The sequence below is a fragment of the Pseudolabrys sp. genome (genome assembly GCF_035943735.1).
GTDB lineage: Bacteria > Pseudomonadota > Alphaproteobacteria > Rhizobiales > Xanthobacteraceae > Pseudolabrys.
Map to the genome: position 1 here is coordinate 90,942 of NZ_DASZBV010000027.1, position 24,528 is coordinate 115,469.

General features: G+C 66.0%; 24 protein-coding genes and 2 pseudogenes. 8 read left to right on the top strand and 18 right to left on the bottom strand.

Translation table 11 applies throughout. The annotated features are described in order from the left end of the window. Nucleotides 1–10 precede the first annotated feature (10 nt). The 4 genes from VGV41_RS20905 to VGV41_RS20920 all read right to left on the bottom strand — a co-directional run bounded on the left by VGV41_RS20905 (nt 11) and on the right by VGV41_RS20920 (nt 3,666). Nucleotides 11–763, bottom strand: a complete 753-nt coding sequence (locus tag VGV41_RS20905) for an SDR family NAD(P)-dependent oxidoreductase (protein ID WP_326866074.1) — start codon at nt 761–763, stop codon at nt 11–13. After that, nucleotides 763–1,668 carry a dihydrodipicolinate synthase family protein gene (locus VGV41_RS20910; protein ID WP_326866076.1) on the bottom strand — a complete coding sequence of 302 codons (906 nt, stop codon included), beginning with the start codon at nt 1,666–1,668 and terminating at the stop codon, nt 763–765. The genes VGV41_RS20905 and VGV41_RS20910 overlap by 1 nt, the downstream gene beginning before the upstream one ends. 15 nt (nt 1,669–1,683) lie before the next feature. Further along, entirely contained in the window at nt 1,684–2,598 is a 915-nt protein-coding gene (locus tag VGV41_RS20915; protein ID WP_326866078.1) for a dihydrodipicolinate synthase family protein, read from the bottom strand. Nucleotides 2,599–2,673: 75 nt separating this feature from the next. Then, nucleotides 2,674–3,666, bottom strand: coding sequence for a tripartite tricarboxylate transporter substrate binding protein (locus VGV41_RS20920; RefSeq protein ID WP_326866079.1), 993 nt, complete (start codon nt 3,664–3,666; stop codon nt 2,674–2,676). 134 nt (nt 3,667–3,800) lie between these two features. On the opposite strand from VGV41_RS20920, the gene VGV41_RS20925 reads away from it, so the two are divergent. Next, nucleotides 3,801–4,700 (top strand): LysR family transcriptional regulator, encoded by a 900-nt coding sequence (locus tag VGV41_RS20925; protein ID WP_326866082.1) that lies wholly within the window; start codon nt 3,801–3,803, stop codon nt 4,698–4,700. 4 nt (nt 4,701–4,704) lie between these two features. Here the strand turns inward: VGV41_RS20925 and VGV41_RS20930 are convergent, their stop codons facing one another. Then, complete coding sequence (locus tag VGV41_RS20930) at nt 4,705–6,183, bottom strand: MDR family MFS transporter (RefSeq protein WP_326866083.1); 1,479 nt, start codon at nt 6,181–6,183, stop codon at nt 4,705–4,707. Nucleotides 6,184–6,268: 85 nt separating this feature from the next. Here VGV41_RS20930 and VGV41_RS20935 point away from each other — a divergent pair, with 85 nt between their 5' ends. The 5 genes and pseudogenes from VGV41_RS20935 (at nt 6,269) to VGV41_RS20955 (ending at nt 9,078) form a co-directional block, all read left to right on the top strand. Then, nucleotides 6,269–6,700 (top strand): MarR family winged helix-turn-helix transcriptional regulator, encoded by a 432-nt coding sequence (locus VGV41_RS20935; RefSeq protein WP_326866085.1) that lies wholly within the window; start codon nt 6,269–6,271, stop codon nt 6,698–6,700. Between the two features lie 116 nt (nt 6,701–6,816). Beyond that, nucleotides 6,817–6,966, top strand: a pseudogene (locus VGV41_RS20940) (cysteine hydrolase); the annotation flags it as partial. A gap of 49 nt (nt 6,967–7,015) precedes the next feature. Further along, nucleotides 7,016–7,285, top strand: a complete 270-nt coding sequence (locus tag VGV41_RS20945; RefSeq protein ID WP_326866086.1) for an isochorismatase family protein — start codon at nt 7,016–7,018, stop codon at nt 7,283–7,285. A gap of 153 nt (nt 7,286–7,438) precedes the next feature. Then, nucleotides 7,439–8,776, top strand: a complete 1,338-nt coding sequence (locus tag VGV41_RS20950; RefSeq protein WP_326866087.1) for a S41 family peptidase — start codon at nt 7,439–7,441, stop codon at nt 8,774–8,776. 77 nt (nt 8,777–8,853) lie between these two features. Beyond that, nucleotides 8,854–9,078 (top strand): hypothetical protein, encoded by a 225-nt coding sequence (locus tag VGV41_RS20955; RefSeq protein WP_326866088.1) that lies wholly within the window; start codon nt 8,854–8,856, stop codon nt 9,076–9,078. A gap of 10 nt (nt 9,079–9,088) precedes the next feature. Here the strand turns inward: VGV41_RS20955 and VGV41_RS20960 are convergent, their stop codons facing one another. The 4 genes from VGV41_RS20960 to VGV41_RS20975 all read right to left on the bottom strand — a co-directional run bounded on the left by VGV41_RS20960 (nt 9,089) and on the right by VGV41_RS20975 (nt 12,441). Then, nucleotides 9,089–10,180 carry an ABC transporter ATP-binding protein gene (locus VGV41_RS20960; protein ID WP_326866089.1) on the bottom strand — a complete coding sequence of 364 codons (1,092 nt, stop codon included), beginning with the start codon at nt 10,178–10,180 and terminating at the stop codon, nt 9,089–9,091. Beyond that, complete coding sequence (locus VGV41_RS20965) at nt 10,177–11,013, bottom strand: ABC transporter permease (protein WP_326866090.1); 837 nt, start codon at nt 11,011–11,013, stop codon at nt 10,177–10,179. Before VGV41_RS20965 ends, VGV41_RS20960 begins: the two co-directional genes overlap by 4 nt. Nucleotides 11,014–11,022: 9 nt before the next feature. Then, nucleotides 11,023–11,988 carry an extracellular solute-binding protein gene (locus VGV41_RS20970; protein ID WP_326866091.1) on the bottom strand — a complete coding sequence of 322 codons (966 nt, stop codon included), beginning with the start codon at nt 11,986–11,988 and terminating at the stop codon, nt 11,023–11,025. A gap of 186 nt (nt 11,989–12,174) precedes the next feature. After that, nucleotides 12,175–12,441 (bottom strand): hypothetical protein, encoded by a 267-nt coding sequence (locus tag VGV41_RS20975; RefSeq protein WP_326866093.1) that lies wholly within the window; start codon nt 12,439–12,441, stop codon nt 12,175–12,177. Between the two features lie 170 nt (nt 12,442–12,611). Here VGV41_RS20975 and VGV41_RS20980 point away from each other — a divergent pair, with 170 nt between their 5' ends. Beyond that, nucleotides 12,612–13,535 carry a LysR family transcriptional regulator gene (locus VGV41_RS20980; RefSeq protein ID WP_326866095.1) on the top strand — a complete coding sequence of 308 codons (924 nt, stop codon included), beginning with the start codon at nt 12,612–12,614 and terminating at the stop codon, nt 13,533–13,535. Nucleotides 13,536–13,550: 15 nt separating this feature from the next. Here VGV41_RS20980 and VGV41_RS20985 read toward each other — a convergent pair whose 3' ends face one another. From VGV41_RS20985 to VGV41_RS21015, 7 genes are all read right to left on the bottom strand, one after another. Continuing rightward, nucleotides 13,551–14,273, bottom strand: a complete 723-nt coding sequence (locus VGV41_RS20985; RefSeq protein ID WP_326866097.1) for a class II aldolase/adducin family protein — start codon at nt 14,271–14,273, stop codon at nt 13,551–13,553. Nucleotides 14,274–14,293: 20 nt separating this feature from the next. Next, complete coding sequence (locus VGV41_RS20990; protein ID WP_326866098.1) at nt 14,294–15,298, bottom strand: tripartite tricarboxylate transporter substrate binding protein; 1,005 nt, start codon at nt 15,296–15,298, stop codon at nt 14,294–14,296. A 28-nt stretch (nt 15,299–15,326) separates the two neighbouring features. Beyond that, complete coding sequence (locus VGV41_RS20995; protein WP_326866100.1) at nt 15,327–15,800, bottom strand: cupin domain-containing protein; 474 nt, start codon at nt 15,798–15,800, stop codon at nt 15,327–15,329. A gap of 75 nt (nt 15,801–15,875) precedes the next feature. Continuing rightward, nucleotides 15,876–16,850, bottom strand: a complete 975-nt coding sequence (locus VGV41_RS21000; RefSeq protein WP_326866101.1) for a tripartite tricarboxylate transporter substrate binding protein — start codon at nt 16,848–16,850, stop codon at nt 15,876–15,878. Next, a complete protein-coding gene (locus VGV41_RS21005; protein WP_326866103.1) occupies nt 16,847–18,976 on the bottom strand; it encodes an acetate--CoA ligase family protein in 2,130 nt (709 codons plus the stop codon). Before VGV41_RS21005 ends, VGV41_RS21000 begins: the two co-directional genes overlap by 4 nt. Further along, entirely contained in the window at nt 18,976–19,758 is a 783-nt protein-coding gene (locus VGV41_RS21010; RefSeq protein WP_326866104.1) for an enoyl-CoA hydratase/isomerase family protein, read from the bottom strand. The genes VGV41_RS21005 and VGV41_RS21010 overlap by 1 nt, the downstream gene beginning before the upstream one ends. A gap of 14 nt (nt 19,759–19,772) precedes the next feature. Then, on the bottom strand, nt 19,773–20,753 hold the full coding sequence (locus VGV41_RS21015) for a tripartite tricarboxylate transporter substrate binding protein (protein ID WP_326866105.1): 981 nt from the start codon (nt 20,751–20,753) through the stop codon (nt 19,773–19,775). 138 nt (nt 20,754–20,891) lie between these two features. Here VGV41_RS21015 and VGV41_RS21020 point away from each other — a divergent pair. Further along, nucleotides 20,892–21,614, top strand: a pseudogene (locus VGV41_RS21020) (IclR family transcriptional regulator); the annotation flags it as partial. Nucleotides 21,615–21,672: 58 nt separating this feature from the next. Here VGV41_RS21020 and VGV41_RS21025 read toward each other — a convergent pair. After that, on the bottom strand, nt 21,673–23,076 hold the full coding sequence (locus VGV41_RS21025) for an MmgE/PrpD family protein (RefSeq protein WP_326866106.1): 1,404 nt from the start codon (nt 23,074–23,076) through the stop codon (nt 21,673–21,675). 249 nt (nt 23,077–23,325) lie between these two features. Beyond that, nucleotides 23,326–24,507, bottom strand: a complete 1,182-nt coding sequence (locus VGV41_RS21030; protein WP_326866107.1) for a hypothetical protein — start codon at nt 24,505–24,507, stop codon at nt 23,326–23,328. Nucleotides 24,508–24,528: the final 21 nt, after the last annotated feature.

Genomic DNA, 24,528 nt, shown 5'->3' on the forward strand with positions numbered 1-24,528 from the left:
GCGGCGGACTTTAGGCGGCGGTCAAACCTCCGTCGAGCATGATCGTCTGCCCGGTGATCGAACGCGCGGCCGGGCTCACCAGGAACGCCACGGCGCCCGCGACTTCTTCGGCGGTCGCCAGCCGGTGCAGCGGAATGCGCTTGAGCATCGCTTCCATGTAAGCGGCATCGGAGCCGGTCTTCTGACGCGACGGGGAGTCGGTCATCAGCCGCCCCGGCGCCACGGCGTTGACCGTGATGCCGTGCTCGGCCCATTCGATCGCCAGCATACGTGTCATCTGCACGAGCCCCGCCTTGCTGATGCCGTAGGCGGAGCGCTCGGCCGCGCCGACGAAGGCGTGCGCGGAAGCGATGGACACGATCTGGCCGGGCGCCTTGCGCGCGATGAGATGGCGCCCGACCTGCTGGGTGAGGAAGAAGGCGCCGGTGAGGTTGGCGGCGATGAGATCGTTCCATTCCGCCCAGCCGGTGTCGACGGCCTTGCGGCGGAGGTTGACGGCGGCGTTATTGACCAGCACGTCGATCGCGCCGAAGCGCTGCAGCGCCGCCGCGGCGCAGGCTTCGATGCTGTCCTGCCGGCGTAGATCGAGCGCCAGCGGCAGCACTTCGGCGCCGGCGAGCTTCGCCAGCACAGGCGCGAGATTGGCTTCGCGGGTGGCGGTGATGGCGAGGCGGAAGCCGGCGCGCGCCAGCGCCAGCGCGCATGCGGCGCCGACGCCGTAGGAGGCCCCGGTGACGATAGCGACCTTGCTCGCCCCGTCCATCACGCCCAGCCGCGCGGCTCGGCGGCGAGGCTGCGCGCTTGCGCCATCGAGGCTTGTAACCCGCTGCCGTCGCGCAATGTCACCAGCGGTGGGCGTGGATCGCCGCAGTCACGTCCCTGGGCCGCCGCGCCGGCCTTCAGCCCCGCGACGCCGGAATCGCGCATCAGGCGAAACAGGATCGCCGCATCTTCCTGCATCGGTCGCGCCGCGACGTAGTTTTCGGCGCGGCAGGCGCGATAGAGATTGCTCACGAGGCGCGGCGCGAGCGAGGCCAGCGGCGATAACAAACCGGTGGCCCCGATCGCCGACGCGGAGATCATGTATTCGGTGCCGGAGACGAACTGGAAGTCGGGGTTTTCCGCCCGCGCCACCGTCACCACCTCGATCATGTATTGCCAGTCGAGGCTGGTATCGATCAGTCCCGCAAAGTTGGGCAGTTTGCCGATGAGATCGACCACCGATTTGCTGGCGATTTCGACGTCGGCCATTTCGGAGGGCGTATTCAGGACGAAGAAGGGCAGGCCACCCGCCGTGCCGATCGCGGTGAAGTGCTCGACCAGCATGTGCTGCGGGGGCGTCCAATAATAGGGAACGGAGGCGATCAGCGCGGCGGCGCCTGTCGCTTTCGCGTGTGCGGCGAGCGATGCGGCGATCGCGGTGCCCGCCTCGCTGACATGCGCGATGATCGGGACGCGGCCGGCGACATGACCTATTGCGAAGCGGAGCAGTTCCTCCCGCTCCACGACGGTGAGGCTCACCGACTCGCCCGCGTGCATCGGCAGGGCCAGTGCCTCGGCGCCATGGGCGATGTGGAAGTCGAGCAGCCGGCCATAGGTGGCGTAATCGATGCGGCCGTTCGCGAACGGCGTCAGCGGCGCATGCACGAGACCGAACTTGAATGTCACGATACTGTCCTCCGGTCACCAGCCATGCGGCTCGGTATCGAGGATACCGAGCTCTTGCAGACGCTTCTCGATGAATTTGACGCGCTCAGGCGAGGCGGTCGGCAGCGGAGGCCGCGTCGGTCCGACCGGCCGGCCCATGATCACGCAGCCGCCCTTGAGCGACGAGGGGTACTGGTCGCGAAAGATAAGCCAGAGCTGCGATAGCTTGTATTGTGCAGCGCGGGCGCGCCCCCATTGCCCCGCCGCGCACGCCTCGTAGAGCTCGACGCAGAGGTTCGGGCAGATTGCGCCGGCGGACGAGTAGGAGCCGGCGCCCCCGAGCGAGATCGACGGCAGTAGATATTCGACGCCGGCGATCATCGCGAAGTTCGGCCGCAGGGGCAGGGCGGCGCGCAAGATCTCGAAATACTTCTCGCTGTTGAAGCTCGCCTCTTTCATGCCGATGAAGTTCGGCAGCCGCTGGATGAGGCGGGCGGTGAGTTCGCCGGTAAATTCGATGCCGTCGAGATAACTCGGCGAATTGTAGGCGATCAGCGGCAGGTCGAAACTCGTTCCGAGCTTGACGAAGTAGTCGTAGATGGCTTCGGGCGGATATTTCCAGAAGTAGGGCGTGATCGCGATGATCGCGTCGGCGCCTTTCGCCTGCGCGTGGCGAGCGAGGTCGAACGTGTCCTCGAGCGCCAGCGCGCTGACGTGAATGGAGATGGGGACGCGCTTGGCGACCGCCTTGATGGCCACCTCGGCGAGCGCCTTGCGCTCGGCGATCGTCAGGTTGTGCGATTCCGCCTTGTGGTGCGGCCAGGAGATGGCGGTCGCGCCGGTACGCACGTGGAAATCGACCAGCCGTTCGAAGGTGTCGTAGTCGGGCGAGAAGTCAGCCTTCAGCGGCGTGACCGGGCTTTGCATCACGCCCTTGAGGACGAGGGTCATTCCAGTTTCTTTGCTCCCTGACAGTCAAGCGCGAAGGCCGGATGCACGGTGGGGTGCACACCCGGCTTCCTCGCATCATTTCGCTTCGATGTGCGCGTCCTTCACGACCTTGGCCCAGCGGACGCCTTCGTCGTGCACGAATTTCGTGTATTCCTCGGGGGAGGCGCTCGGGCTGGGCGTCATGGCAAGCTTCTTGTATTTCGCCTGGACGTCGGCGTCGCCGAGCGCCTTCGCAGTCGCCTCATACAATTTGTGAATGACGGCGGGCGGCGTTCCTGCGGGTGCGGCGAGGCCGAACCATTGCACGGCGTTGAAGCCTTTCAGCCCGGCTTCGGACAGGGTGGGCACGTCCGGCGCCGCGGCCGAGCGCTTGTCGCTGGTCACGCCGTAGGCGCGCAGATGGCCGGCCGCCATCTGTCCGAGTGCGATGGTCAGATCGGGCACCATCAGCTTGACCTGCCCCGACAGCGTGTCGTTGAGCGCCGGTTGCGTGCCGCGATACGGCACGTGCAGCAACTTCACACCGGCGTCACGCTCGAACAATTCGACGATCAGATGCGAGAGGCTGCCGACGCCGGCCGAGCCGAAGTTCACCTTGCCCGGATTCTGCTTGAGATAGGCGAGCAGTTCTTTCAGGTTCTTCGCCGGCAGCGATGGATTGCCGACCAGCACGCCGGGCACCGTGACCGTGCGCGAGATCATCGCGAAATCGCGATCCATATTGTAGGGCACCGACTTCAGCACGCTCGGATTGATGACGTGCGACGAGATCATGGCCAGCAGCGTGTAGCCGTCCGGTGCGGCTTTCGCGACCGCCTGCGCGCCGATATTGCCGCTGGCGCCGGCCCGGTTCTCGATGACCACGGTCTGGCCGAGAATTTGCGACAGCTTCGGCGCGAGGATGCGCGCCTGCGTGTCCGTGCCGCCGCCCGGCGGCGACGGCACGACCAGCGTAATGGGATGGCTCGGGTAGTTGTCGGCGTGCGCCGGCGCAGAAGCGGCGGTCAATCCGACCGCGCACAAGAGCGAAGCGAGCGCGATGGCCTTTCGCGACCTAACGATGGACATGACTCCTCCCTGACATCGAGCGTCTTGCTGTTTTTCTGGATGTGAGAACACGCCCGATAGCCGCGACTCTAGTGGATTTTTTGCCAGCGGAGTGGTTTATTGAGTTTCAATGTCAGCATTGACAATGAGCGCCTATGGATCGGCTGCACGGCCTGCTGGTGTTCCTCAACGTCGTCGAGACGCGCAGTTTCAGCGAGACGGCGCGGGCGCTCGGCGTCAGCACCGCAGCGGTGAGCGCCACGGTGCTCCGGCTGGAGGAGAAGCTCGCGGTGCGGCTGCTCAACCGCACCACGCGCCGCGTCGACGCGACGCCGGAAGGGCTCGAATTCTACCATCGCTGCAAGAAGATCGTCGCCGATCTCGAACAGGCCGAAAGCAGCGTGGCGCGCAGTGGCCGTCTGCCAAGCGGCCGTTTGCGCATCGGCATGCCCTCGGCGCTCGGACGCATGTGGGTCATTCCGCGGCTGCCTGAGTTCACCTCGGCATTCCCGTCGGTGTCGATTGAGATCGTGGTCGGTGACTTCTTCACGGTGGCCGACCGCGAAGGACTCGACGCGGCGATCCAGGTGGGCGAGTTGCCGTCGTCACGCATGATGGTGCGCAAGCTCGCCTCGGTCGACTATCTCGTCTGCGGCGCGCCGCGCTATCTGGCGGTGCGCGGACGGCCTGCGCGTCCCACCGATCTGAAGGATCACATCTGTCTGAGCTATCGGCGGCCCCGCAACGGGCACATCCGCAACTGGCGCTTTGCGGGCGCTGCCGCTGCCGAGGCGCATACGCCCGACCCGGCGCTGATCTTCAACAGCGGCGAGGCGTTGATCGCGGCGGCGACGGCGGGACTCGGGCTGGTGCAGGTCGCGGAATATTACGCGCGTCCCGCCTTGAACGCCGGCGCGCTGGTGGAGTTGCTGCCGGACTTCAAGGCGCACGCCTACGATATCTCGGTGGTGTTTCAGCAGCGCAAGTCGATCTCGCCGCGCCTGCGCGTGTTCATCGATTTTCTGGTCGAGATCTTCTCGCCGCCGCCATGGTGAGCGGCTATGCCGCCACCTCACGATCGTGCTCTTCCACCTCGGAGAACGTCTTCTTACGGCTGATGGCGCGGGCGCCGTCGTCGTGCGCCAGTGTGAGGAAGCCCGGGATCGCCAGCAGCGGAATGACCGCGGAGAGCAGGAAGACCTCGTGGAAGCGCGCGGGGGTGAGTGTCTCGCTGTGCGCGCTGACCAGCGCCAGCAAGACGGCGCTGACCGACACTCCGAGGCTTACCGAGAGCTGCTGCAGCACCCCGCCGAGGCTGGTGGCGCGGCTGAGCTGCCGGTCCGGCGTGTCGGCGTAAGACAACGTATTGGAGCTCATGAACTGAGCCGAGCGGGTGAGGCCGAAGATGAACACCCAGAGCAGGATGAGGTAATGCGGGGTGTGCGGTTCGATCAACGCGAAGCCGGCGAGCCCGACCGAGCCGGCGACAGCGCTGGCGATAAGCACGAAACGGAAGCCGTAGTTACGGATCACCGGCGCCAGCAGGTTACGGATGATGACCGCGCCGACGGACGTGATGAAGGTGATCGAGCCGGAAGCGATCGGCGACAGGCCGAAGCCTACTTGCAGCATCAGCGGCAACAGGTACGGCATGCCGTTCATGCCGATGCGGCAGACTCCGCCGGCGAGCGTGCCGACGCGAAATGAACGGCTGCGGAACAGAGTCAGATCGACCGCCGGCGCCACTGCGCGGCGTGCGTAGAAATAGAAGCCGAGCAGCAGCGCGATCGCCGCGGCCGCCGCGAGCGCGATGACGAACGGCGGCACGACGGGGTGGCTGACAGCTTCGAGGGCGGACTGCAACAATCCCAGTCCGCCGCCGACCATCAGGAATCCCGCGAAGTCGAAGCCCGCGACCTCATGCTCCCGCGTGTTCGCGACGTAGCGCATCGCCAACAGGATACCGAGAAGCCCGAATGGGATGTTGACGTAGAAGATCCAGCGCCAGGAGAAATAGGTGGTGATGACGCCGCCCAGCAGCGGGCCGATCACCGGGCCCATGATCGCGGGCAGCGTCATGTAGGTCATTGCCGTCATCAATTCGGAGCGCGGAAAGCTGCGCAGCAGGATCAGACGGCCGACCGGCGTCATCATTGCGCCGCCCAGCCCCTGCACCACGCGCATCGCCACCAGCATGGCGAAGCTCTGCGACAGCCCGCACAGCACGGAACCGATGGTGAAGATGGCAAGCGCGGCGATGAAGACGCGGCGCGCGCCGAAGCGGTCGGCGAACCAGCCGCTTACCGGAATGAAGATGGCGACCGACAGCACGTAGGCCGCCACCGCCAGGCTCATCTGCACCGGCGTCACCTGCAGGCTGTGCGCGATATCGGGCACCGCCGTGGTGATGATGGTGGCATCGAGCTGTTCCATCAGGAACGCCACGGCGACGATCACCGGGATGATGATCGGCAGCCGGCCGCCGGCGGGTATGGAAGCGCCGGGCGCAGGCGTGTGCGGAACTGGATGCGAGGGCAAGGCGGTCCTTTCTGCGGCGGCAGGCCTCATCTAGATATCATCAGATAGACTTGCAAGATAACCTTCTAATCTATACCTAGACCGCATGGCCAAGTTCACCCAAGCCCGTGAAGCCGAGGTCGCCGAGCTGCTCGCCGCCATGGGCCAGCTGGTGCGCCGGCTGCGCGCCGAGGCGCGTACGGGCGAACTGAGCTGGGGGCAAAACGCGATCATGGGGCGGCTCGAAGCCGGGCCGATGACCACGGCCGACCTCGCCCGCGCCGAATCGATGAAGCCGCAGTCGATGGGCGCGGCGCTGGCGCAGATGGAGCAGGAGGGCCTGGTGCGGCGGAAGGCGCATCCGACCGACGGGCGGCAGATCCTCTACGAACTGACCGCCGCCGGCCTTCAGGGTCGCTACAAGTCGCGCCTGGCCAAGCGCGAATGGCTGTTGTCGGCGATCGCCGGCCTCGAGCGCGAGGAACAGCGCAAACTCTTCACGGCCATCGACGTTATCAAGCGCCTCGCCGAATCGTAATTCGTAACCCATTGCGTAAAGGATATCCCATGCCCTTTTCCGGCCTCGATGCCAACGCCGCCCTGATCGTGATCGACATGCAGAAGGGCATCGTGGCGTTGCCGACGGCGCATCCGATGGCCGGCGTCATCGACAATGTCGCCGCGTTGTGCCGCGCTTTCCGCGCGCGTGGTCTGCCGGTGGTGCTGGTCAATGTCGCAGGCCGCGCTCCGGGGCGGGTCGAAGCGACGCTCAACTTTACGCCGCCGCCCGATTGGGCCGAGCTGATTCCCGAACTCGACCGTCAGGCGAGCGACGAGACCGTCACGAAGATGAATGTCGGTGCCCTTCTATGGCACCGGGCTGGAGAGGATCCTGCGCCGCCGCGGCGTCACGCAGGTATTCGTGGCCGGCGTCGCCACCAGCCTCGGCGTCGAATCGACGGCGCGGCAGGCCTTCGACCACGGCTACAATGTCGTACTGGTCACCGACGCGATGACCGACCTCGACGCCGAGATGCATCGCAATGCGGTCGAGAAGGTGTTTCCGCGCATCGGCGAACGCAGCCTGACCGCCGATGTGGTCGCGAAATTGAGTGCCTCCTAATTGTGCACGGACGGGCGGGCCGCGGCGGTAGTCCGCTGCCCGCCTTGCCGATCGTCAAAAATAGGAGAGCAATCCGAAACGGCTGCCGCAATTTCGTCCGGAGCGGTGCTATATTGGCGCGTAGGGGCGCTGGTATCTTCGAACCGGTAGGCAATGCGCAACAGCTCGTTCGTGGTTCTCGGTGCGGCCGCCGGCGCGGCCCTCACTTTTTTTGTCGCTCAGCCGCGCCCGGCCATGACCGAAGCCATCGCCAAAGTGAGCGGCGAGACGAATACCTTCCGGCAGCTCAATCTCTTCGGCGACGTGTTTGAACGCGTGCGCGCCGATTACGTCGACAAGCCCAATGACCAGAAGCTGGTCGAGGACGCCATCAGCGGCATGCTCACCGGCCTCGATCCGCATTCAAGCTACATGAATGCGAAGAGTTTCAAGGACATGCAGGTCGAGACCCAGGGCCAGTTCGGCGGTCTCGGCATGGAAGTGATCATGGAGGGCGGTGCGCTCAAGGTCGTGTCTCCGATCGACGGCACCCCCGCCGCCAAGGCCGGCGTGCTCGCCAACGACATCATTTCGAAGATCGACAGCGATGCGGTGCAGGGACTGACGCTGGAGCAGGCGGTGACCAAGCTGCGCGGCCCGATCAACAGCCAGGTGCATCTGACCATCCAGCGCAAGGGCGCGGACAAACCGGTCGAGGTCACGCTGACGCGCGAGGTCATCCGCGTGCCGTCGGCGCGCTGGCAGGTGGAAGGCGACGACGTTGGCTATATCCGGCTGACCGAGTTCACCGAGCAGACGGCCGAGGGGCTGGAGAAGGGCATCGCCGCCATCCAGGCGAAGGTGCCGGAGGACAAGCTCAAGGGCTATATCCTCGACCTGCGCAACAACCCCGGCGGTCTGCTCGACCAGGCGGTGTCGGTGGCGGACACCTTCCTCGGCCACGGCGAGATTGTCGCCACGCGCGGCCGCAAACCCGACGACATGCAGCGCTTCGACGCCAAGCCCGGCGATCTGGCGCACGGCAAGCCGCTGATCGTTCTCGTCAACGGCGGCTCGGCCTCGGCCTCGGAGATCGTCGCCGGTGCGCTCCAGGATCAGAAGCGCGCGACCATCCTCGGCACGCAATCGTTCGGCAAAGGGTCCGTCCAGACCATCATCCCGCTCGGCGGCGACAACGGCGCGCTGCGGCTGACCAGCGCGCGTTACTACACGCCGTCCGGCCGCTCGATCCAGGCCAAGGGCATCACGCCGGACATCGAGGTGATGCAGGATGTACCGGCCGATCTGAAGAGCGACGCCGATACCGGCGGCGAGGCCTCGCTGCGCGGGCACCTCACGGGCGATCCGGGCAAGGAGAACAAGGGCTCGCAGTCCTACGTCCCGCCGGACCCGAAAAACGACAAGGCGTTGCACGAAGCTGACGATCTCCTGCGCGGCGTCAAGAGCAACCCGGCCTTCCCGCCGCATCCGGAGCTGGCGCGGAAGAACTGACGCGCCCGCGATTGATTTTCCTCAAGGCCACAAAACGCCCTTCATGCTGAGCTGATCGTCTCGGAATGGAGGCTCTCATGCAGCTTGAATTGTCCCGTGGCCTTGCGATTTTTTTCGACGGCGTGGCGAAAGCCGCCGCTCGCAGCATGGCCGTCCTGAGCGCGCAGCGCGAGTTTTCCTGCGGTGACTGCGAGCGCAACGCGAGTTGCGGCCTGCCGCCGAACGAGTTCTGCGTGTTCAAGGCGATGCAGCTCGAGCGCGACGGCGATTGGCGGCCGCGGCGGCCGCCAATCGGCTACTGACCTCCTGCGCTCACGCGGGAATCAGGTGCAACGCCTCCGCGGCGATGCTGACCTCGACGGAGCTGCCGCGCTCGAGGCGCATTTCCTGCAGTTGCGGTGTCAGCAGGCAGCATGTGAGGCGGCACGGTCCCTCGAGCTCGACGCGGACGACGGCGCCCATGCGGCGGATGTTCGCCACGCGCGCGGTAAACCTGTTTTCGCGCCATTCGCTGTCTTGCGCGCTCCGCGCGTCGCGCAATCGGACCTGCTCGGCGCGGATGCAGACCTGCACCTCCGCGCCCGGTGGAGATGAAGGCTTCACCGCCTGCAGCACGATGTCGCCGACTGAGACCGCGAGGCGATCGCCGTGCGCAGCGCCGATGCGGCCGGTGAGGATGTTCTCGACGCCGGAGAAGCGCGCGACGAAGGCGTCCGAAGGCCGCCGGTACACGTCGTCCGCCGTGCCCACCTGCACGGTCTTGCCGTGGCGCAGCACCAAAACCCGATCGGCGAGGGTCAGAGCGTCCGTGTGATCGTGCGTGACGAAGATCGCCGGCAGGCAAATCCGCCGCAGCAGCGACAACAGGTCGTCGCGCAACTGCTCGCGCGTCTGCGAGTCGAGCGCGGAGAAAGGCTCGTCGAACAGGAACAGGTCGGGGTTCGCCGCTAGCGCGCGGGCGAGCGCCACGCGCTGCTTCTCGCCGGGGCTCAGCCGCCCCGGTGTTCGCGCCGCAAGATGCGAGACGCCGAAATAGGAGAGCAGCGCCGCCGCATCGCCGGCGAGCGGCGACAGCACGCCGGACCGCTTTTCGTTCGCGTGCGGGCCGAGCGCCAGCCTGACGTTCTGCTCGACGGTCAAGTGCGGAAACAGGCCGAAATTCTGCACCACGAATGCAACCCTGCGCCGCTCCGGCGGCAGGCGAGTGACATCGATGCCACGGATGAGGATGCGCCCGGTGTCGGGTCGGTGAAAGCCGGCGATGGTCTCGAGCAACACCGATTTGCCCGATCCGTTCGGCCCGAGCACGACCAGGATTTGGCCTCCGTCGAGCGCGACCTCGATATTGTCGAGCGCGAAGGTCCCGAGCGACAGCGAAAGCCCCTCGATCGCGATATTGGTCATCGGCTTTCGCGCAGGTCCGGATTGTGCGCGACAAAGCGGAGGAGAACGAAAAGGCCCAGCGAGACCGCCAGGAGCAGCACGGCGGCGGCGACGGCCTGTTGCAGGTTGACGCGCAGGAACAGCTCGTAGATCTCGACCGGCGCGGTCTTCGGGTAATAAACGAGGATCACCACCGCGCCGAACTCGCTGATCGAACGGGCAAACGTCAGCATCATCCCGGTGAAGATGCCGCGCCGGGCCAGCGGCAGCGTGATCTTCCAGAACGTTCGCCATGGCCCGAGCCCGAGCGTCCGCGCGATCTTCTCGAGTTGCAGGTCGACGCCTTCGAAGCCGACGCGCGCGGCATTCACGGTGTAGGGGGCCGACACGAACATCATGGCGACGACGACGCCGGCCAAGGTGCCCCAGAATTTCAGCCCGGCCAGCGCCTGCAGGGGCTCGCCGAGGATGCCTTGCCGGCCGAATACCATCAGCAGCGCGATGCCGGCGACGGTGTGCGGGACGGCGAGCGGCAGATCGACGATGGCCGAGATGATGCCCCTGCCGACGAAACGCGTGCGTGCGAGCACATACGCCAGTGGCACGCCGAACAGAGCGGTGAGGATGGCCGAAAGACACGCCGCTTCCAGGCTGAGCAGGATGGAATCGCGCACGTCCGGCATGCGCGCGGCATCGATCAGGCCCGATAGCGAGGGCGTCCCCGCGAGCACCAGCAGCGGGATGAGCACGAAGGCCAGCAGCAGGCTGCCGAGAAGCCACAGCAGCAGAAACACTGTCGTGGGGTGGCTGGGGGCGGCGGATCGCCACCAGCCGTGTTGCGCTCGGTTCGCCATATCCGTCTGTTACTGGCCCGGCCAGGGCTCTACCAGCGTCTGCAGGCTCGCCGGCATGGCGTTGCTGTTGACGGCGTAGGCCGGCTTGAACTCGCCGAAACCGTTCTTCTTCATCACCGCCTGGCCCTCCGGCCCAAGCAGGAAGGCGACGTATTTCTCCGCCATGTCGGCGTTCTTGCTGCCGGTGACCATGGTGATCGCATAGACGATCGGCTTGCCCTTGAGGTCGCCATTCTTGGTGTGGGCGACGCCCTGCTGATAGTAGGCCGACTGCGCCGGATCGCTGAGGTCGATCTTGTTCGGCATCTCGATGAATTTCAGGTGATGCTGTAGAGCGTCGGAGCGATAGATCGCCAGATAGTCGAGCTGGCCGAGTTGCAGCGCCGAGATCAGTGACGTCTCGGTGTCGCGTACGTTACTCAGCGGTGCGTTGGCAAGCACGGCGTCCTCGATCTTGGCGTCGTTGTAGAACGTGTTCGCAAGGTTCAGCATCTGAACGGTCTGGTAGCCGGACGGGTCGGTGTCCGGATTGGAGCGGCCGATCTCGACACCCTTCTGCGCCAGCACCGTGTACCAGTTCTTGCCGTTGATGTCCTTCGCGCCCTTGCTCTTGTCAGTATAGACGAAGGTGATGGCGTTGCGTGCAAACCCTACATACCAAGCCGCGTGCGCGGGCTGCGCGAACATGTATTTGGGAATGACGCTGTAGTCGGCGACGGCGAGCAGGTCGGCGTCCTGGTGCAATTCGGTGATCTGCTTGGCCATTTTGACACTGCCGCCGAACTGCGGCTGCACCTTCACGCCCTGATATTTCTTCTCGAACAGTGCGTCGACCTCGCGAAACGGCACCGCCAGCGTGCCGGCGGCGAAGATGGTGAGCTTGGTGGGCTCAGCGGCGCTGGCCGCGTTGGTCGCGGGCAGAACAGCAAGCACGCAAATCAGCGCTGAAATGGATGAAGTGGCGGCAACTCGCATGGCAAAGCGTCCTCGAACAATTGTCGTCCCGGTCGCTTTGTGCCCCAGTTTCCGGCAATGGCCAATATGCGTAAAATAAGCATACTTATGCATATAGATAAATGCGTCATCTCGGCGGCCTCCGAGAATGCAATGGGAGACGGATCGTGTCCGTCTCCCATTAGCGCGATCGGTCGGTCAGCGAGATCAGTGCGTCGCGAGCAGCTTCTCGTAGCCGACGCTGGCGTTGCCCGCATCATCCTGCGCGGCGATCCCGCGTTCCGGCGCCTGCGCGAAGGCGTTGCGGCCGGCGTCCGGAGTGGCCTGGTACTGCCCGCCGCTTTGCGGGGCGTAGGCCAGCGGCAACGTGTTCGCGGTGCCGAAGTCTGGATTGAAGGACTGGGCGAAAGCCGGTTCGGCCAGCGCGAGTCCGGCAACCGAGCCGACGATCAGCAGTTTGAGAGCATTACGCATGGAAAGTCTCCTGGTGTGTCGTTGCGCGAGAAGGCGCTGCCTGCTCGCGGGCCTGCCGGGCGGCTTGCGCCAGCGGCATCGTCCGACACGACAGATGGGATCGGGTCAGTTATAAATGAAATGCATTCTCTTTATCCACCCATGTCAGATATGAATAATGGAGCGCAGCCGTGGCCAAGTCGGCCTTCAACCTCAGCGCCGTCGACCTCAACCTTCTCGTCGTCTTCGATGCCCTCATGCAGGAACGCAACGTCACCCGGGCGGCACGCCAGCTCGCCTTGAGTCAGCCGGCGGTCAGTCATGCGTTGGCGCGCCTGCGGCACATGCTCCGTGACGAGCTGTTCGTTCGTAGTCCGAAAGGCATGGTGCCGACGCCTCGCGCAGAGCAAATTGCCGGGGCGGTGCGCCATGCTATGGAGGAATTGCAGCGCGCGCTCGAGGAGGAAGAGTTCGATCCGGCAAAGGCCACACGCACCTTCCGCGTCGCCGTCGACAACTATTCCGCCATCGTCCTGACGGCGCCGCTTGCCGCGCGCGTCGCAAAGTTGGCGCCGAACATCAGCCTGGAATTCCAGCCGAGCGGCACGCTCGATCTCGCCGATGTTTTCGATCGCGGCCTGCTCGACCTAGCGCTCGGGTTTTTCATGGAGCCGGCGGAGCGCTTCGGCCATCGCAAGTTGCTTGGCGATGGGCTCGTCGTTCTCATGGGCAAGGATCATCCGGCAGCGAGCGCCCGCAAGTTGACGCCCGAGAAGTTCGCTGCACTGGCGCACCTCGACGTGTCATCCTCGCGGTACACGATGGCGTTCGTCGAGAATGCCCTGAAGCGGAACAAGCTTGTCCGCCGTATTGCGGTGCGTGCGCCGCTTCTGTCGGCGGGCTCGATGCTTGCGTCCTCGGAATCTATCGCCGTGCTGCCCCGACGAATCGCTCAGGCGCTGATGCGCTTCTATCCGCTGGTCTCTCGCGACCTACCGTTTGTCTCACCGGCGGTTGAGACGGAGATGTTGTGGCCGCGCTGGCTCGATGGCGTTCCGGCACACCGCTGGTTTCGCAAGATGGTCGAACTGACGGCTGAGGCCAGCGAGCATTGACGACCGGCGGCCGTTTCACTCCGCTTTGAAAGCCTGGCGGCCCGGCGCCGCTCCCGCTTCCGAAGTATGGCACTCACACAGCGCCCAGATGCGCCGGAAGGGGCCGCGGGTCTTCAGCATCTCGGCTTCGATTTCGGCCATGGCCTCGTCGGCGAGATATTCGATGTCGCCCATCGACGCCGTGACCCAAGTGCGGTGGGCGTTGTCTTCCAGGATGTAGGTTGCCGCGAGCATCTCCTCGACATCCTGGCCGACGACGACGATGCCATGCGCCTTCATGATCGCGGCGCGATGGCTGCCCAAAGTCGCGGCCAGCGCCGCGCCGCGTTCGGCATTGCTGACCAGTCGCGAGTCGGGATGGATCGGAATGCCGTCGCGAAAGATCGAGGCGAGAAAGTAGGTCGGCTTCAGCATCCTCTCCGACATGCCGAAGCTCGTCGGATAGAGGCAGTGGAAGTGCGCAACACTCCCGACATCGGGACGCCTCTTGTAAATCTCGAGATGGATTGGCAACTCGCTCGGCAGTTCCAACGTCGTGCCGATCTGGCGGCCGGCGAGATCGACGATGACGAAGTCGCCGGGCGCCGCGTCACGGCCGAGGCTGCGCGGCGCCATCAGGATGCGCTGGGGATCGGTGGTGCGCGCGCTGATGTGGCCGAAGCCTTCAATGAAGCCGCGGTCGAAGAAGAACCGCCACGCCTTCGCCAGCTTCTCGGCGATCTTCGTATTCTCGTCCATGACGACCTCGACGGTGCGGCTCACTTGAGCACGTGTTCTTGACGCATCCTGCGCCACTTGGCGATGTCTTCCTTCAGGAAGGCGGCGAAGGCTTCCGGCGAGCGGCCGTCGGCAACGAAACCCTGTCCTACCAGCAGCTTTCCGACCTCCGGGTCGTGCAGCGCTGCGACGATGCCGTCGTGCCAAATCTTGATGATCTCCGGCGGCGTGCCGGCGGGCGCCAGTGCGCCGTACCAGTTGTCGTTGGAGGAGACGAGCGCCGCCGCGTCCTTGTCGAGCGGCCCGGACGCTTCCAGCAGCGTCGGCACGTCGGGCGCGATCGGCGAGCGGGTCGGGCCGCTCACCGCGAGCGCCACCAGCTTGCCGGCTTTCGACTGCTGCAGGAATGTCGCCACGGTTCCGAAGGTTAGCTGCACCTCGCCGCCGAGTACGGCGGCCAGCATCGGCCCGCTGCCTTTGTAGGTGACGTTGACCATCTTGATGCCGGTCGCGTGCATGAACAGCGCCATGCTCAGGAAGCCCGGCGTGTAGGTGCCGGACGAACCGAAGTTGAGCGCGCCCGGCCGTGCCTTTGCCTCGGCGATCAACTCTTTCACCGATTTGACCTTAAGGCCGCTCGGGTTGACGACGAGCAGATCCTGCGTCGAGCCGAGCATGGTGATTGGCGCGAAGCTTTTGATCGGGTCGTAGCTCAAGGTGTACTGCGGGTCGCTTGCCGAGACCGTGTGGCTGGTGAGAATGACGACGACCGTGTAGCCGTCGGGCGCGGCGTGGGCGACGTAATTGTCCGCGATGGTCGTGTTGCCGCCGGGGCGATTTTCGACGATGACCGACTGGCCCCAGTGCTGCGACAGATATTGCGCCAGGATGCGCGCCAGCACGTCTGTGACGCCGCCCGGCGCGAAGGGCACGACAATGCGGACGGGACGGCTGGGAAACGAGGCTGCCCGCGCGCCGCAGTTCGCGATACCGAGCGTTGCGGTGAGCAGCAGGACTGCAAGCCACCGGCCTCCGGTCTTCGTCATGTCATCCTCCCCTTTAACGTCTTTTTGATTACTTGATCTCGTCGAGAACCTTGCCGCCCGCCTTCGCCGGGTCGGCCGAGATCAGCACGATGCCGATCAGGCAGACCTCGCCGCCGCGGTTGGCCCAGTTGTGGATCGTACCGCGTTGCACGACCGTGTCGCCGGCCTTGAGGCGAACGACGGAGTCGTCGAGTTCGAGGTCGACCTCGCCGGCGAGAACGATGGCGTAGTCGAGCGAGTTGGTGCGATGCATGCGCGGCTCGGCGCCGGGCTCGAGCCGGATGACGCGGAACACGCTGCCGTTCGGCAGCACGCGGTCGAACTGGCGCTGCGAGCCGTCGGACGTCGCGTCGTTGTCGACGGGATAGGGCTCGGACCAGACGACATGCGACGCGTGCCCGCCTCGACGGGAGCGCACATTGGTGGCGGTTTCGTCGATGAGGACGATGGCCTTGCCGTTCTCGTCGTGGCCGGTGACGACGCGCCGGGCGGGGAATTTCACGAGTCTGGTCTCCTTGAATGCTGAAGCGGGGAAGACGAGGGCGGCCCGCCGCGGCAGGCGCTTCCCGCCATTGTGTCATTTGTCCGACTGCGGCTTGATGTTCGCCTCGCGGATGACCTTGCCCCACTTGGCGATTTCGTCGGCGATGAGCTTGCCGTATGCGGCCGATGTGCCGCCGAGGGTCGTGCCGCCGATCTTGGCGAACTTGGCCTTGAAGTCCGGCGCGGCGAGGACCGCGTTGATCTCCTTGTTGAGCCTGTCGACGATTGCCGGCGGCGTGCCTTTGGGCGCACCGAGGCCGTGCCAGATGGTGGCTTCATAGCCGGGCACGAACTCGGCGATGGCGGGCACGTCCGGCAGGGCATCGGAACGCTTGGCGCTGGTCACGCCCAAAGCGCGCAGCTTGCCCGCTTTCACATAGGCAATCGTTACCGGCATCGGCCCGATGAAGGCCTGCACCTGCCCGGCGAGCAGGTCGGGCACGAGGCTGCTGCGGTACGGCACGTGCACGATGTTCACGCCGGTCATGATTTTGAACATCTCGCCGTTCAGGTTCGGCGCGCTGCCATAGCCGGACGAGGCGTAGTTGAGCTTGCCGGGATTCGCTTTGGCGTAGGCGATGAATTCGGGGATCGTCTTTACCGGCACCGAGGGATTGACCACGAAAGTGCTCGGTGACTGGAAGGTGGCGATTAACGGGACAATGTCGCGCGTGATATCGAAGTTCAGATGCGGGTAGAAGGTGGCGTTGATTGCGTTCGTCACCGTCATGGCCAGCAGCGTGTAGCCGTCCGGCGGGGAGCGGACGACGAAGTCGGCGGCGATGTTGCTGGCGGCGCCAGGCTTGTTCTCGACCACCACTTCCCGGCCTAGCCGTACGCTGAGCGGCTGCGCGATCAGGCGCATTGCGATGTCGGTCGCGGTGCCCGGCGCGAAACCGACGATGATGCGGATCGGCCGCGTCGGATAGGTGTCCGCGGCGGACGATACGGTCGGCGCCAAGGCGGAGGCGCCGAGCAATTGCAGAAAGCGACGACGGTTGTTGTTCATGATGATCCTCCCTCGGATGTGCTTACACCGGCCACTTCTTCGGTGGCATTTACAAAGATTACGCCGTCCGCAGCGACAACGCCCCGTCCGCGCGGCAGCACGAACAGCGGATTGATCTCGGCTTCCTGCAGGACATCGCCGGTGGCCACGACCATGTCCGAGAAGGCGATGATCGCGTCGGCGAGCGCCTCGACATCGGCGGCCGGGCGGCCGCGGTAGCCCTTGAGCAGCGCCGACGTCTTCAGGTCGTCAATCATGGCGCAGGCCTCGCCGCGCGAGACAGGGGCCAGCCGCAGCGTGGTGTCGCGATAGAGCTCGGCCGCGACTCCGCCCATGCCGAGCAGGATCACCGGGCCGAGTTGCGCGTCGTGGTGGAAGCCGAGGATGAGCTCGATGCCGCCGCGGATGAGCTCCTGCACGAGGAAGCCGTCCGGCTTGCCGCCTTTCGCCGCAGCGAAGCGCTTCGCGATCTCGGCACACACGCCTGCCACGTCGGCCGGCGGGACGTCGACGGCGACGCCGCCGGCCTCCGACTTGTGCAGCAGATCGCGCGACAGGACCTTGACCACGACATTGCCAGGGAAGGTCTTCGCCGCAGCGGCCGCTTCATCGGGCGTCCTGGCGACAACCTCGCGCGTCACCGGAATGCCGAAGCGGCTGAAAAGCTGCTTGCTCTCGGCCTCGTCGAGCGCGCCCGGGCGCAGCAGCGCGCGTATCTCCTGCGTGAGGGCAGGCGTGCTCTTGGCGCTGCCGGCGACCGGTGTCGCGTTGCCCATACGCCGCAATGCCGCCAGCGCAGCGGCGCAACTTTCCGGTGCGGCGAAAGTCGGCACGCCGGCGAGATTGAGCGTGCGGATCAAGTGAGGCGCGTCGGGGCTGGCGAAGCCGACCACGGGCTTGTCGCTCGCGGCGGCGCAGGCGCGCAGCGGTGCACCGGCCGTCTCCGGCTCGCGCAGGGCCGACGATCCGAGCACGACCGCCACCGCGTCGTAGGTCGTGCTCGACGCCACCGCGTCGAGCACGGCGCGGAAGGTGTCCGGCTTGACGCCGGCGAGCGTCACGTCGATCGGATTGCGGTCGAGCGTCGTGCCCTCGATCGCCAGCGCCTTGAGCGTGGCGGCGGTGGCAGCATCGGGCGGCGGAGTCTCCAGCCCCAGCATGCCTGCGGCGTCGGCCAGCAGGCTCGCCGCGCCGCCGGTCGAGGTGATGATGGCGACGCGCGTGCCGTTCAGCCTGCGGCCGCGGCTCAGCGCCAGCGGGATGTCGAGCAGGTCGGAATAGCGTTCGGCGCGGATGACATCGAACTGCTTGAACATGGCGTTATAGGCGGCGTCGGAGCCGGCCAGCGCGCCGGTGTGCGACACCGCCGAGCGGGCGCCGGCCTCCGAGCGCCCCACCTTGAACGCGACCACCGGCTTGCCGGCGGCGTGCGCACGCAGTACCGCGGCCTGGAACGCCTTCGCGTTGCGTAAGCCCTCGAGATAGAGCGCGATGACCTTGGTCGCCGGATCGTCGACGAGGTGATCGATGAAATCGGACACTTCGAGGTCGCATTCGTTGCCGGTGGCGACCAGCTTGGAAAAGCCGATCCCCGCCGCCTGCGCGCGCGACAGCAGCGAGCCGAGAATGCCGCCGCTCTGCGACACCAGCGCGATGTTGCCAGCGATGATTTCATCGGTGACCAGCGCGTTGCTGGCCGAGAGCACGATGCCTTCGCTGACATTGACCAGCCCGATGGTGTTGGGGCCGAGCAGCCGCATGGCACCGGCGGCGTGGCGCAATTCGTCCTGCCGGGCGCGGCCCTCGGGCCCGCTCTCGCCGAAGCCGCTCGCCAGCACGATAGCCGCGCGCGTGCCGATGACAGCGAGCTGCCGCACGGCGTCGAGCACGCGGCTGCCGCCCAGCAGCACGATGGCCGCATCGGGCGCATGGGGCAGTGCGGCGATATCGGGATAGCAGCGGTGCGCGCCGATGGTCTCGTAGCGCGGATTGACCGGATAGATGTCGCCGGTGAAGCCGTATTTCTCCAGATAAGCGAGCGGCCGGCCGGTCAGCTTCGCCGTGTCCGCGGAGGCGCCGACGATGGCGACACTGCGCGGCCGCAGCAGAGCCTCAAGCGACGCCATCAGCGCCCGGCCTTGTTCAGGAAGGCCGTGACCGCGTCGCGATGTTCGTCGGTGGTGTAGCAGACCGCCTGCGCCTCGCGGCCGAGCGCAAAGACCTGCTCTTCCGTCGATTCAAACGTACGATCGAGAATTGTCTTGGAAAAGGCGATCGATACGCTGGAGCCCTGCGTCAGTTCGCATGCCCAGGCGACCGCATCGGCGATCAGCCTGTCCGGCGCGGTGACGCGGTCGGCGAGCCCGATGGCGAGCGCCTCATTCGCCTCGACCACGCGGCCGGTGAAGATCAGATCCTTGGCGCGCGGCAGGCCGACGCGGCGCGGCAGAAAATACATGCCGCCGCCGTCGGACACGAGCCCGCGCTTGACGAAGCTCATGGTGAAGGCGGCCTGCTCGGACGCGAGGATGAAGTCGCAGGCGAGCGCCATGTCGCAACCGAGCCCGGCGGCGGCGCCGTTGACGGCGGCGATCACCGGCTTCGGCATGCCGTGCAGGAGGCCGACGCTTTTGTGCACTTGGCCCTGCCGCCGCCAGCCGTTGAAGCCGACTTGTCCCGACGGCGCGGTCAGCCGCTCCTTCATGCCGGCGATATCGCCGCCGGAGCAGAAGCCCTTGCCGGCGCCGGTCAGCACCAAGGCGCGAACGGACTGGTCGGCGGCGACGCGTTCGAGCACGGCCACGAGTTCGCTACGCATCGCGTCGTTGATAGCGTTGCGCACCTCCGGCCGGTTGAGCGTTACGATCGCGATCTTGTCCTCGACCGCCAGTTCGACGAGCGCTGTCATGTTCTGATGTCCTGCTATTCGACCTTGATGCCGGCTTCGCGCACGACCCGCCGCCACAGCAGTTCCTGCTCGTGAACGTAGCGCCCCAACTCTTCCGGCGCCCCTCCGACCATGATGAGACCTTCGTTCGCGACGAGCTTGTCGAAGGACGGCGCGTGCAGCGACTGGTCAATGGCCTTGTTGAGCAGCGCAATCGTGGCCGGCGGCGTTTTTGCCGGTGCGAACACGCCATACCAGCTTTCGGCGGCATAGCCGGGCACACCGGCTTCCGCGACCGTCGGCAGATCGGGGAAGGCTTTGGTCCGCGTCGCCGAGGTGACCGCGAGCGCCTTGAGCTTGCCGGCCTTGATCAGCGAGGTGGCGCTGGCGACGGTGGTGAACATCACCTGGATCGTGCCGCCGAGCAGATCGGTGATCGCCGGCGCCGCGCCTTTGTAGTGCACGGCTGTCATCTTCACGTGCGCCAGGCTCTTGAACAATTCGCCGGCAAGATGCGCCGAGGTGCCCGGACCGAAGGTGCCGAAGTTCAGTCCGTCGGGCTTCGCTTTCGCCGCGGCGATCAGGTCGGCGATGGAATTGATGCCGGAACTGGGATTGACCACGACGATGTTGAACGAGCGTGCGACTAGCGCCACCGGCGCGAAATCCTTGTCGGCATCGAAGGGCAGTTTCGACCGCAGGCTCGGATTCACAGCATGCGCGAACGTGGCCATGACAAGCGTGTGGCCGTCCGGCTCCGCCTTGGCGACGTATTCGGTGCCGACGATGGTGCCGGCGCCCGGCTTGTTCTCGACGATCACCGAGCCGCCGAGCTGCTTCTGCATCTCCTGCGCCAAGGTGCGCGAGATGATGTCGGTGCCGCCGCCTGGGGCGAATGGCACCACGATCTTCGTGACCTGGCCGGCGAACTCGGCGGCGAACGCGCCGGGCGAGAGAGCGAGCAGGGCGAAGGCGGTGAAAAGCGCCCGCGCGATCGGAGTGCAGATCGTCGGCATGAAGTCCTCCCTGGCGGCCAGCTCCTGCTGGCATTCTTTGTCTTTGCGTCAGCCCGAAACCTAACACGAGGGGCGGCGGGATGGACGTGCGACAATTCCACATGGTGGAATTGCCGGCGCTCAGGTATCCTCCGACGCATGAAACGAGGCCGCTCACCGCTCAACCGCTCGCTCGGCCGCGGCATCGCCGTCCTGCGTGCCTTCCGCCCGGGAACAGCGCTGCTTGGCAATGGCGAGATCGCTGAACGCACCGGGTTGCCGCGCGCCAGCATCAGCCGCCTGACGCAGACGCTGACCGAGGCCGGCTATCTCGATTATTGCGCGCCCGAGCGCGCCTACCGGCTTGGTGCACCGGTGCTGACGCTGGCGCACGCGATGCGTTCGGGCTCGCCGGTGCTGCGCGTCGCCACGCCGCCGATGACGGCCTTGGCGCGGCGCCTGCGCATCAATGTCGGGCTCGCGGTGCGCGACGGCGACGAGATGATTTATCTTGAATCGGTTCGCTTCAACGCCAAAGGCGCGCAACGCTCGGTCGTTTCCGGGCAGCGCGTGCCGATCGAATTGACGGCACTCGGTCGCGCCTGGCTCGCCGTGGCGCCGGAGGTCGAGCGCAGGGCGCTGCTCGCACAGCTCAAGACCAGACGGCGCACGCGCTGGCGGAGGCTGGAGAAGGAGATTGCCGAGGCGGGGGTTTCGGTCGCGCAGCGCGGCTACTGTGTCGCGTCATGGCAGCCGCAGGTGGTCGCCGTGGCAGCGCCATTGGTGTCGGCGCGGCATCCGATCCATGTGCTCAACGTCAGCGTGACCACGGAAGAAGCGGCGGGGTCGGTCGTGCGCACCCTCGCGCCGCCGTTGCTGACGCTCGCGGCGCAATTGCGCGAAGCGATGAACGAGATCGAGGTCGGAACGGCGACGGCGTTCAGCCACCTGCCTGCACGACCAAAGTGCCGAGGAATGCGGCGAGATCGTCGATGCGCTCGAGCTGCCACAGCGAGGCCAGAGCTGCGCCGGTCTGTTGCTCCGACCAGCGCCTGCGGACATTGCCGCGGAATTTCTGTTCGACGTCGCCGCGGCTCATCGGGCTCTTGGCGAAGCCCGGGGCATAATCGACCTCGCGCGTGATGCGCTGACCGTCGCTCAAGATCGCGGTGACGCGCGTCGGCGCCGAGGCGCCCTGCCGCGCGGTGAGAGCCGGATCTTCGCTTACCGTGATCTTCTGCATGAAGGCGCGGATCTTCGGATCGCGGAACATGTGCGGTTCGAAGGTCTCATTGGTTATGTCGCCGTCGAACATCGCCCGCGCCGTGATGTAGGGCAGGCTGTGGTCGGCGGTGTCGCGCGTTTCCGGCGTCCATTTCTCTCGCTCGCTGCCGGTGCGCTGATAGCCCCGCCGCGTCGTGGCGATCTCGATCGCGGTGATGCGGTCGAGCGAACCGACGTCCCTCGCCACTTCGATACCTGCGACGACCGCGGTCTGCGTGTAGATCACCGCCGGGTAGCGCTTCAGGCTGCATTGATGGATACGGAATTCGTTCGTCCTGCCGCCGAAAGCGGCGACGTCGAGAGTGGCCGGGCCGGTCACCTGCTGGAAAAAGCCGGAGCGGCCTTCGAAGATCGGCGACGGGCCTGTCAGCCCGCCGCGCGCCAGCATTGCGGCGAACACCGCGTTGCGGCTCGCTTCCGCGTCGGACAGGCCCTTCCAGTCGGACAGTGTCTGCACGCGCGTCTGCGCCATCGGCACGTGGTCGTTGATGGCGATGTTGACGGCGTGGGTCAGTTGCGCCGGCGAAAGCTGCATCAGTCTGCCGGTGGCGAGTGCGACGGCCGGCGGGCTCATGACCGTCGGATCCCAGCCGCGCGTCGAGATATCGCAGGCGTCGACGAGCCGGCAGTTCACCTCGTAGGCGATGGCGATGGCCGCGATCAGCTCCTGCGCGCTGCGCCGCTCTGTCTCCGCGACGGCGAGACAGGCGGCGATCAGATCGCTCGGATGCACCGAGAAGCGGCCGACATAGGTGTCGTTGAAATCGAGGTAGCGGAACGCGGCGCAATTGGCGAACGCCGCGAGATCGGCTGTCGTGCGCCGGTCGGTGCCGATGATCGTGGCGTTGCCCTGGACCGCCAGCGCGATATCGCGGCAGACCCGCACCGGCCGCTCGTCGAAGGCGCCCATGCCGCAGCCGATCGTGTCGACGACATGGGTCTTGACCCGTTCGACGGTGGCCGCGTCGAGATCGGCAAAGCTGAGACCGTGCGCGTAGGCAGCGAGCTGCGCGGCGAAGGGATGAGGAGGCAGTTCAGAAGAGCTCGTAGCGGTGGCCATTCGTGCCGCGCGAAATGGAGGTGAGGAAAGGCGGTCGTACTCTCTCCGCAATTCCGTTTCGGCGCAAGCTGCGTCAGCGCTTCTTGATCCCCGCCTTCTGGATCACTTCCGTCCACGTCGCGACGTCATCCTTGATGAGCGTCGTCATCGCGGCCGGAGCCATGCCCTTCGCGTCCATGCCGGCATTCTTCGAGAACGCCTGCACCCTGTCGGATTTGAGCGGGCGTTTTCGTTTGTGCGCTTGTGAGATCAGCCGGTGTATTCGAGGATGTGCATCCCGGCGCCCCAGCGGTCGATGAGATACAGACGGCCGTGCTCGTCGCTGCCGATGTCATTCGACTGGATCGCCTCCTGCGTCGATGGCGTCGCCGGCACATAGTAGCCGACCTCCTTCGGTACCAGCGGATCGCTGACGTCGACGGCGCGCAGGCCGGCGTTGAAGTAGGTAAGAAACACCAGGTTCGCCCACGGGCCCTCGGTCGTGATGTTCTCGAGGATGTTGTGCGCGCCGAAACGGCCGGGGCGATGGAAGTACTTGTCGCGGTCAGGCCAGAATTTCGCGACCGGCACCGGATTAGTCTCGTCGCGGATGTCGAGCACCCACATGAACTGCGCGTCCCAGAACTTCTGCCGCGCACGCGCTTCGTCGGTGACGATGAGATAGGGCTTGTCGCCGATCGGCCAGGCTGTGTGCGTGCCGCCGGGGAAGGGCGGCGACCAGCAGACGTGGCCGAGCAGTTGCATGTTCGTGAGGTCGCCGCAGTCGATCACGGCGACGCCGCCGCCCCAGAATGCCGCGTACATGCGGTTGCCGCGGATCACCGGCGGGCCGTGCAGCGTGCAGGTGTCGTCGGCCGGCATCGGATCGTTGCCGCTGCCGGCGTCCTGCGACTTCTGCCACGGCAGGCCCCAGATGCTGACGATCTCCGGCTTGAGCGGATCGCGGATGTCGAGCGTCCAGATCACGCGCTTGTTCCAGCCTTCCGCGTCGCAGGGCAAGAGCGCGAGCTTGCGTGCGTGGTCGATGCCGAAGCGGTGCGGGCCGCTACCGGGCATGTCGTAGAAGCCGACCTGCCGCGGCGCGGTCGGCTTGCTGATGTCGAAGATGAACAGACCAGCGCGGCCGTCCTTGCCTTTCTCGCCGGCGAGCTTCTCGGAATTGACGTAAAGCAGGTCGTTTCCGACCAGGCGCAGCTTGTGACAATGCACGCCCGGCGGCGCGCGGAATTCGGCGACCTTGTGCGGCTTGCGCGGGTCGGAGACGTCGTGGACGGTGAAGCCTTCCGGCGCACTGAAGCTCGAGCCGCCGACCGAGCCGACATAGGCAAAGCCCTTGCTCACCTCGACGATGCTGCCGCCGCCGAAGGCGGCCGACGAATCGTGGCCGAGCAGGCGGAAGTTCTTGGCTTCTTCTGGCAGTCGATCGCTCATTCGCGCACTCCCGGGAGACGT